We start from the raw sequence: 9,144 nt of genomic DNA on the forward strand, positions 1-9,144 counted from the left end.
CCCGATGCACGCTGCGGCCGCCGACCGGGGTCCCGGTCGGCGGCCGCCGTGCTGTGGCGCGTGCGCTCAGGCCCTGGCGGGCCGGGCGCAGGCGCCCGCGGCACACGCCGTGAGCCACTGGTCGAAGTCGGCGTCGTAGCGGGTGCCGATGCCGTCGTGGTAGACGGCGTAGCCGCCGGCGTAGTCACCGGCGCGGAACCGGGCCAGCATGCGCTGGATGTCGTCGGGGTGCCGCTCGGCCATGTAACGCACGGCCAGGTAGCCCCACGGGTAGGTGCGGGTCACGTCGCTGTTGGCGTAGGTGTTCTCGAACAGCGTGCTCAGCGTGTAGGTGTGCTTGGCCGCCTCCTGGGCCGCCTGCTCGTCGGGCAGGTTGCGGTAGCTGTAGGAGACGTACTCGGCCACACCCTCGATCCACCACACGTCCGGCACCGAGACCTGCTGGTCGAAGTCGCCCTTCATGTCGTCGCGGGCGTCCAGGAAGTGCGTGTACTCGTGGTTGAGGTTCCAGATCCGGGCCGTGAAGCCGTCGTCGTAGTTCTTCTGGTACATGATCGACGTGACGTGGTTGGCCGGATCCGAGGGGTTGCCGTCCAGGGTCATGCCGCCGTTGTCGGTGCCGATGCCGTAGATCGGGCCCGCGTAGGTCTGGTAGTCGGCGCGGCTGGCGAAGACGACCAGCTCGATCGTGGACACGTACTGGCCGGGTATCGGGCCGCCGGCCTTCACCAGGTTGCGGAAGTAGGCGCTCTGGTTCACCACGCTGGAGCAGGCCGCGTCCAGCTCGGCGGCGGTCAGGGACTGGGCGCGCAGGGTGACGTTCGCGTCGCAGCGGTGGGTGACCGGCAGCACGGCCGCGGTCAGCCTGGCCGGCAGGTCGCAGACGTCGTAGTACGCGCAGTTCGCGGCGTCGTAGGAGTTCGCCTGGGTGGCCACGGCCACCCACAGCGCGGCCGTCGGGCCGGTCATCGCGGTCGCATGCAGCAGGTCCCGGGTCAACGGCGCGACGTCGTCGTGGAGTTCGGGGTGCTCGACGTAACGGGCCAGGTTCATCCCGGCGTTGGCGTCCAGGAAGGCCAGGTCGGTGCCCAGCTGGTCGGTGTTGGCGAGGGCGAAGTCGTACAGGGTGTCGACGATGCCCGGGTCGGCCTCGACCGCCCGGACGTACTCCGGGTTCCAGTTGCCGCGCCACAGCGGCGTGTAGACGTCGTTGACGGCCCGGACCATGCTGGGGATCGCGTCGTAGGAGCTGTCGTAGTCCTCCAGCAGCCGCCGGTAGACGTCCAGGTAGCGGCCCTGCTGGTCGGCGCTGTCGGTGAGGATGACGGTCTCGCCGAGGATGTCGCCGTTGACCGCGCTGACGTCCGCCGAGTGCGGGCGGGCGAAGAAGGCGTCCAGGCCGGCCGTGACGGCGGTGGTCAGACGCGCGCTGTACGGCCCGACGTCCGCGGAGTGATTGAACTGGACGTAGTAGCCGGCGCGCAGGAAGAGGACCAGCTGCTCCAGGCTGCCGGAGTTGTCGCCGCCGTACCGTCCGGCGGTGCGGGTGAACGCCTTGGCGACGGTCGCCATCTGCGCCTCGCGGAAGACGTCGTGCGCGTCCTTGCCGGTGACCGAGAAGAGGGTGTTGACGCAGTCCGTGGTCGACGCCTGCACGAAGGAGACCAGGGCGGAACCGGTACGGCCGCCGAAGTCCGCCGGGGCGCAGGAGGCGGCCCGGGGCGAGCGGTGCGCCGTCCGGCCCGCCGGCGGCTGCCGGGGCGGGAGCTGGGCCGGGCTCAGCCGCCGGGGCTGGGTGGCGGGGCGCTCGTCGGCCGCGGTGGCGGCGCCGGTCGGCGAGGGGACGGCCGGGCGGGTGTGCGACCCGGGGGCCGGGCCGGTGTGCGGTCCGGGGGCCGCCAGCGCCGGGGTGGTCAGCAGACCGGCCACGGTCGCGCAGACGGCCGCGGCGCCGGCCAGGCGTCCGGGCAGCGCGAAGCGATAGCGCATCGGGAGTCCTCCACGAAAAGATGCGCCTCTGTGGGGTGTTGAGGCGTGTGAGGCACTGTCTCAGCGGGTCACCCGCGCCAACAATGCCGTGTGACATAGCACATGACACCGGCCGCTCATAACATCGCGGCGTCTCCGTGATCTGCCGGCGGGGATGTGCCGGGGCCGCTCACGCCCCGGCGACGCTCCATGTCCGCGAGGCCCAGGTGCGCAGGTGGGGCGCCTGGGCGACGAGGTCGCGGTAGGCGGCGGTGGCGGATTGCAGCACCGTGTCCACCACCTCGTCGTCGACCGCATCGGGCCGCCAGGCGAGCACATAGCGGCACCACAGCGGGGAGCCGGCCAGCGGCTTGACGACGACCTGCGGGACCGGGCGGAAGGTCGGCTGCACCAGGGAGACCCCGAGACCGTCGGCGATCATGCTTTGCAGCTGGTTCTGGTCGCCGAGGAACTCGTGGACGGCGACCGGGGTGAATCCGGCCGCCGCGCAGGCGTCGTAGAACACCCCGGGCCAGCCCGCGCCGTCGTCCGGCGTCACGAACCAGGCGTCCTCGGCGAGGTCGGCGAGCTGCACCTGGGCGCACTGGCGGAGCCGGTGCCGGGCGGGGAGGGCCACGAACGTCGGCTCGGTGACGATCCCGCGGTGCCGCACCGCGCCGGAGTGCCGCAGCTCCATGCCCGGGTAGTCGGCGGCGATGGCGGCGTCCACCGCGCCCTCCTCCAGCAGCTCCACGATCCGCGAGGACGCGTAGACGCTGTTGACGGCGAGGGACAGCTCCGGCAGCCGGGCCCGGATCCCGGAGACCGTGCCGGAGAGCATGGGCGAGTTGGTCGAGGCGACGCGCAGGGTACGGCGGGGCCGGGCGGCCGGGCGGTGGCCGATGGCGTCGGCGCGGGCCAGCACGTCCCGGGCCTGGGCGACGACCTCGGCGCCGTATCCGGTCGGCCGTACCCCACTGGTGCCGCGTTCGAACAGCGGCTCGCCCAGGTGGCGTTCGATGCGGCGGAGCTGGGTGCTCACCGCGGGCTGCGAGTACCCCAGGTGCGCGGCGGCGCGGCCCACACTGCCCGCGTCGGCGATCGCGCAGAGCACCCGCAGATGCCGCAGCTCCAACTCCATCGGGCCACTCCCCGTCTTGTCCCGGGGGGTTTCGCACAGGGCCTGCGGCACTGAGGAAACCCCTGCTCACAGCCGTTGCCGACCGGGGTCATGGCCGGCGCACGAAGCGTCGCACCACGCCCCGTGGGCACACAAGTCGTCCCTCCGCCGTCTTGGCGTGCCCCACCCCTTGACGCCCCCGCGCTCCGATGCGAGTTTTTTATCGATACAAAGGATCTCGGAGAGCCCGCCGAGGTGCGCCTCACCCTGCCATCGCACTCCTTCGTCACCGTCCAGACCCCTCTGGCCCGGCACAGTAAGGAAGCCCCCGATGACACCCCCGCACCGTCCCCTGCCCGACCGGCGTTCCCGCCCCCCGATGGGCTGGAACAGCTGGGACTGCTACGGCCCCACCGTCACCGAGGCCGAGGTGCTCGACAACGCCGCGTTCCTCGCCGAGCACCTGCTGCCGCACGGCTGGGACACCGTGGTGGTCGACATCCAGTGGTACGAGCCCACCGCCCGCGCCCACGGCTACAACCCGGACGCCCCGCTGGTCCTCGACGGATACGGCCGCCAGCTGCCCGCACCGAACCGCTTCCCCTCCGCCGCGGACGGAGCGGGCTTCGCGCCGCTGGCCCGCCGGGTGCACGACCTCGGACTCCGCTTCGGCCTGCACATCATGCGGGGCATCCCGCGCCGGGCCGTCGCCGCCCGGCTGCCCGTCGCCGGTACGGAGTTCACCGCCGACCAGATCGCCGACACCGGCTCGGTCTGCCCCTGGAACACCGACAACTACGGCCTGAACCACGGCCATCCGGGCGCCCAGGCCTACTACGACGCCCAGGTGGCCCAGTTCGCGCAGTGGGGCGTCGACTTCATCAAGGCCGACGACATGCTCTTCCCGTACCACGAACGGGAGATCACCGCCTACGCCCGCGCGATCGAGCGCAGCGGACGCCCGATCGAGCTGAGCCTGTCCCCCGGCACCGACGTCTCCCTGGCCCACCTGGACCACCTGCGCGAGCACGCCACCATGTGGCGGGTCTGCGACGACCTGTGGGACCGGTGGGAGGACATCGAGGCCCAGTTCGCCCGGATGGCCCGTTGGGCCCCCTGGCAGGGCCCAGGCGGCTGGGCGGACGCCGACATGCTGCCCCTCGGCCGGATCGGCATCCGTGCCGAAGTCGGCGACGACCGGCTGAGCCGCCTGACCCGGCCCGAGCAGATCAGCCTGCTCACGCTGTGGCTGATCTCCCGGTCGCCGCTGATGATGGGCGGCGACCTGCCCACCAGCCCGCCCGAGACCATCGCACTGCTCACCAACGCCGAGGCGCTGGCCGTGCTGTGGCACAGCACCGGCAACCGTGAGGTGCTGCGCGAGCGCGATCTGGTGCTGTGGACCGCCGGGGACACCGACGGCCGTACCCGGTACGCGGCGGTGTTCTCGCTGGCCGACGGACCCCGCCGGTACGAGGTGCCGCTCGGCTCGGTCGGCGCCCGGCCCGGCGACCGGGTGCGGGAGCTGTGGAGCCGTACCGACGTCGGGCACGACGGCCGTCACCTGACCGTCGACCTGCCCGCCCACGGCGCCGCCCTCTATCGTCTCGCGGAGGACGACGGGCGGGAGTGAGCGTGGCGACCATCCAGGACGTGGCGAAGGCGGCCGGGGTGTCCGCGATGACCGTCTCCAACGTCATCAACGACCGTCCCCATGTCCGCCCGGCCACCCGGCAGCGCGTCCTGGAGGCGATGGCCCGGCTCGACTACCGGGTCAACGTGGCGGCCCGCAACCTGCGCACGGGCCGCACCGGGACCATCGGTCTCGCCGTGCCCGAGGTGAACCTGCCGTACTACGGCCGGCTGGCCGCCGCCCTCATCGCCGCGGCCGGCCGGCACGGTCTGCGGGTGAGCATCGAGCAGACCGGAGCCCGCCGCGAGAACGAGCTGGCGGCGCTGACCCTGTCCCGCAACCGGCTCTACGACGGCCTGATCCTGAGCACGGTCGGCATGGGCCAGGCCGATGTGGCGGCGCTCCGGGTGGACCACCCGGTGGTGATCCTCGGCGAGCGGATCTTCGGCGGTCCGGTGGACCATGTCGCGATGCCCAATGCCGAGGCGTCCGCCGCCGCCACCCGGCATCTGCTCGAGCGGGGCTGCCGGCGGGTGGCCGTCGTCTGCGGGGAACTGGGCACGGAGGTCGATGTGTCGAGCCTGCGGCACACCGGTTACCGGCAGGCCCTGCGCGCCGCCGGGCTGCCCGACGCCGCGGAGCTGGTGCGCACGGTTCCGGCGCTGACCATGGCGGCGGCCGCGCGGCAGGCGCGGGCCATGGTGGCGGAGGGGCTGGACTTCGACGGGGTGTTCTGTGTGACGGACTCCGTCGCGATCGGCGTGCTGCGCGGCCTGGCCGACGCCGGGGTGCGGGTGCCGCAGCAGGTGAAGGTGATCGGCTTCGACAACGTCGACGAGAGCGCGTTCCTGGTCCCCTCCCTGTCCACGGTGGACCCGGACCATGAGCTGATGGCCGGGCGCGCGGTCGAACTGCTGGTCGCGCGGATGGGCGGCGCGGGCCCGGTGGCGGACCAGGAGGAGTTCGTCAGCCGCTTCTCCCTGGTCGCCCGCGAGTCCACAGCCGACCTATAATCTTCTTGCATCTGCCTATAGTGTTTAGGAAATTAGGCAATCACTGTCGGCAGAGGGAGCGGGATGATGGTGCGCGCGGGTCTGACCACGGAACGGCTGGTCCGTGCGGGCGCGGAGCTGGCCGACGAGGTCGGCTTCGACCAGGTCACGGTCTCGGCGCTGGCCCGGCGGTTCGACGTCAGGACCGCGAGCCTGTACTCGCATCTGAAGAGCTCCCAGGACCTGAAGACCCGGATCGCGCTGCTCGCCCTGGACGAGCTGGCCGACCTCTCCGCCGAAGCGCTCGCCGGCCGGGCCGGCAAGGACGCCCTGCGCGCCTTCGCCGATGTCTTCCGCGACTACGCCCGCGCCCACCCCGGCCGTTCCGCGGCCGCCCGCCACCCGCTGGACGCCGAGGCCGCCGCCGCGAGCGGGGGTGTCCGGATCGCCCAGCTCACCCGGGCCGTGCTGCGCGGCTACGAGCTGTCCGAACCCGACCAGACCCATGCGGTCCGGCTCCTCGGCAGCGTCTTCCACGGCTACGTCGACCTGGAGACCGCCGGCGGATTCAGCCACAGCGCCCCCGACTCCCAGGAGTCCTGGGAGCGCATCGTGGACGCCCTCGACTCCCTGCTGCGCACCTGGCCCACCCGCTGACCCCCGTTTCGAAGAGCAGGCCGACCATGCAGACCATCCCCCTCACCGCCGCGCTCGTCCGTGGCGCCCTCGACCTGGAGCACACCGCCCACGGGCTGCTGCCGCACCGGCTGCCGGCCCGGGCCCGCGCCCAGTGCGCCGACCCGCAGCTGGCCATGGCGGAGTCCCAGCCCTCCGGCGTACGCGTCCTCTTCCGCTCCCGCGCCACCGCCGTGGAGTTGGACACCCTGCCCACCAAGCGGGTGTACACCGGGGCGCCGCCGCGCCCGGACGGCGTCTACGAGCTGCTGCTCGACGGCCGCCCGGCCGGCCGCGCCACGGCCTGCGGCGGCAACACCCTCACGATCGACCTGCGCACCGGTACGGCCGAGCACCGGCCGGGTCCGGTCGGCACCGTCCGCTTCACCGGGCTGCCGGACGCCGACAAGGACGTGGAGATCTGGCTGCCGCACAACGAGACGACGGAACTGGTCGCGCTGCGCACCGACGCGCCGGTGGAGCCGGTGCCCGACCGGGGCCGCCCGGTGTGGCTGCACCACGGCAGCTCGATCAGTCACGGCTCCGACGCCGCGAGCCCCACCACCACCTGGCCGGCGCTCGCCGCGTCGCTCGGCGGGGTGGAGCTGATCAATCTGGGGCTGGGCGGCAGCGCGCTGCTCGACCCGTTCACCGCCCGCGCGCTGCGCGACACCCCGGCCGACCTGATCAGCGTCAAGATCGGCATCAACCTCGTCAACAGGGACCTGATGCGGCGGCGCGCCTTCGGTCCCGCCGTGCACGGCTTCCTCGACACCGTCCGCGAGGGCCATCCCGACACGCCGCTGCTGGTGGTCTCGCCGATCCTGTGCCCGATCCACGAGGACACTCCGGGCCCCAGCGTCCCGGACCTGGCCGCCCTGGGCGAGGGCCGGCTGAGCTTCCGGGCCGCCGGTGACCCGGCGGAGACGGCGAGCGGAAAGCTCACCCTGCGCGTCGTACGGGAGGAGCTGGCCCGGATCGTGCGCGCACGGGCCGCCGAGGACCCGCACCTGCACCACCTGGACGGCCGGGAGCTGTACGGCGAGGCCGACTTCGCCGAGCTGCCGCTGCCCGACGGCCTCCATCCGGACACCGCCGCGCACCGCCGGATCGGCGAGCGGTTCGCGGCGCTGGCGTTCGCGGCGGACGGTCCGCTGGCCCGGCGGGCCGCCTGACCCCGATCTCTCGTCCAGGACCTCCCGTCAGATGAGGTGGGCGAAGACGACCAGGTTGTCGGTGTAGTCCCGGACCGTGTGGTCGTAGTCGCCGGCGCAGGTGATGAGCCGGACCTCGGCGCGGGATGTGTCGGCGTACACGCGTTTGCTGGGGAAGTCGTTCTTCGCGAAGGTCTCGGCGTCGTCCACGACGAAGTCGGCCTGCCGTCCGTCGTCCCGCTGCACGGAGAAGGTGTCCCCGCGTTTCAGTTCGTCGAGGTTGGCGAAGACGGCGGCGGAGACCGCGGTGTCGACGTGCCCGGCGATCACCGCGGTGCCCTGCTCGCCAGGCGCGGCGCCCTTGGCGTACCAGCCGACGAGGTTGGTGTCGCCGGCCGGCGGGGGCTGGAGCTGGCCGTTCGCGGCGAGCGTCAGCGGGACGAAGGGGGCGTCGACGGAGATCTTCGGGATGAGCAGGCGGGTCGGCGTGGCCCGGGGCAGTGCCGTGCCGACCCGGTGCGGGTCGGCCGGCGCGGCGGCGCGGGCGCCCGCCGCCCGGGGGGCCTCGGGGATGCCGTTCGTGGCGTGGTGACCGCCGAGCACGCTGAAGGCGAGGACGGCGGCCGCGGCGACCCACAGGGTCAACCGGCCTCCGCGGCCGGACGTACGCTCGGGGGAAGACGGATCTGCTGCCATCGGACACCACCTCACTCGGGCACGGCAGCACGGGGATCAGGACAGGGCGGGGATCCGGCGTGGCACCGGGCGCCGGGGGCGCGGGCCGCCGACACGCCGTACGCGTCGGCGGCGACCGCGGTCCCGGGCGCAGGCCCGCCGGTCACGACGCCGGCTGGGCGGCCTTCTTGCGGCGCAGCGCGTACGCGCCGGCGGCACCTACGAGGAGCACGCCGATCCCGCCCGCGGTGACACCGGGGTTGGCGAGCGCTCCGCCACCGGTGTGCATGCCGCCGTGCGGGCGGTCGTGGTCGGAGCCGTAGTCGTCCTGGCCGCGGCCGCTGCCGTGGCCCTTGTCCCGGTAGCTGTCGGGGTCGAAGCGGCTGTCGTCGCGGCCGGAGCCGGAGCCCCAGTCGTCGCCGCGCAGCACCGTGGCGAGCGCGCCGCCACCCGTGTGCACGCCGCCGCGCGGCTCGTCGTGCCCACGCTCGTTGCCGTGGTCGTCGTCGTTGCCCCGACCGTGGTCACTGTCGTTGTCCCGGCCGTGGTCCGAGCCCTCGTCCCGGCCGTGGTCGGAGTCCTCGCCACGGTCGCTGTCGGAGTCCCGGTCGTGGCCCCGCACCGTCGCCAGCGCGCCACCACCCGTGTGCACCCCGCCACGCGGCTCGTCGTGCCCACGCTCGTTGCCACGCTCGTTGCCGCGCTCGTCGTCGTCGCCCCGGCCGTGGTCCGAGCCCTCGTCCCGGCCGTGGTCGGAGTCCTCGCCACGGTCGCTGTCGGAGCCCCGGTCGTGGCCCCGCACCGTGGCGAGTGCTCCGCCACCCGTGTGCATCCCGCCACGCGGCTCGTCGTGCCCACGCTCGTTGCCACGCTCGTTGCCGCGCTCGTCGTCGTCGCCCCGGCCGTGGTCCGAGCCCTCGTCCCGGC

Annotated in this window: 8 protein-coding genes; 4 read left to right on the plus strand and 4 right to left on the minus strand. The window is 73.4% G+C overall.

The window, feature by feature from the left end:
* Positions 1-66: 66 nt before the first annotated feature.
* Together ACWCV9_RS33200 and ACWCV9_RS33205 are read right to left on the minus strand one after the other, a co-directional pair.
* On the minus strand, positions 67-1,989 hold the full coding sequence (locus ACWCV9_RS33200; protein WP_450792172.1) for a collagenase: 1,923 nt from the start codon (positions 1,987-1,989) through the stop codon (positions 67-69).
* 169 nt (positions 1,990-2,158) lie between these two features.
* On the minus strand, positions 2,159-3,109 hold the full coding sequence (locus ACWCV9_RS33205) for a LysR family transcriptional regulator (protein WP_450792174.1): 951 nt from the start codon (positions 3,107-3,109) through the stop codon (positions 2,159-2,161).
* Positions 3,110-3,419: 310 nt separating this feature from the next.
* Here ACWCV9_RS33205 and ACWCV9_RS33210 point away from each other — a divergent pair, with 310 nt between their 5' ends.
* The 4 genes from ACWCV9_RS33210 to ACWCV9_RS33225 all read left to right on the plus strand — a co-directional run bounded on the left by ACWCV9_RS33210 (position 3,420) and on the right by ACWCV9_RS33225 (position 7,563).
* Positions 3,420-4,721, plus strand: a complete 1,302-nt coding sequence (locus ACWCV9_RS33210) for a glycoside hydrolase family 27 protein (protein WP_450792176.1) — start codon at positions 3,420-3,422, stop codon at positions 4,719-4,721.
* A 2-nt stretch (positions 4,722-4,723) separates the two neighbouring features.
* Entirely contained in the window at positions 4,724-5,734 is a 1,011-nt protein-coding gene (locus ACWCV9_RS33215) for a LacI family DNA-binding transcriptional regulator (RefSeq protein ID WP_450792178.1), read from the plus strand.
* A gap of 66 nt (positions 5,735-5,800) precedes the next feature.
* A complete protein-coding gene (locus tag ACWCV9_RS33220) occupies positions 5,801-6,370 on the plus strand; it encodes a TetR/AcrR family transcriptional regulator (protein WP_385840964.1) in 570 nt (189 codons plus the stop codon).
* Between the two features lie 26 nt (positions 6,371-6,396).
* Positions 6,397-7,563 carry a GDSL-type esterase/lipase family protein gene (locus tag ACWCV9_RS33225; protein WP_450792179.1) on the plus strand — a complete coding sequence of 389 codons (1,167 nt, stop codon included), beginning with the start codon at positions 6,397-6,399 and terminating at the stop codon, positions 7,561-7,563.
* Between the two features lie 27 nt (positions 7,564-7,590).
* Here the strand turns inward: ACWCV9_RS33225 and ACWCV9_RS33230 are convergent, their stop codons facing one another.
* Both ACWCV9_RS33230 and ACWCV9_RS33235 read right to left on the minus strand, forming a co-directional pair.
* The gene (locus ACWCV9_RS33230) at positions 7,591-8,238 is read right to left on the minus strand and encodes a class F sortase (protein ID WP_450792181.1); all 648 of its coding nucleotides are present in this window, start codon (positions 8,236-8,238) and stop codon (positions 7,591-7,593) included.
* 142 nt (positions 8,239-8,380) lie between these two features.
* A partial coding sequence (locus ACWCV9_RS33235) for a hypothetical protein (protein WP_450792183.1) occupies positions 8,381-9,144 on the minus strand: 764 nt, incomplete at its 5' end.

Source organism: Streptomyces sp. NPDC001606 (genome assembly GCF_053596835.1).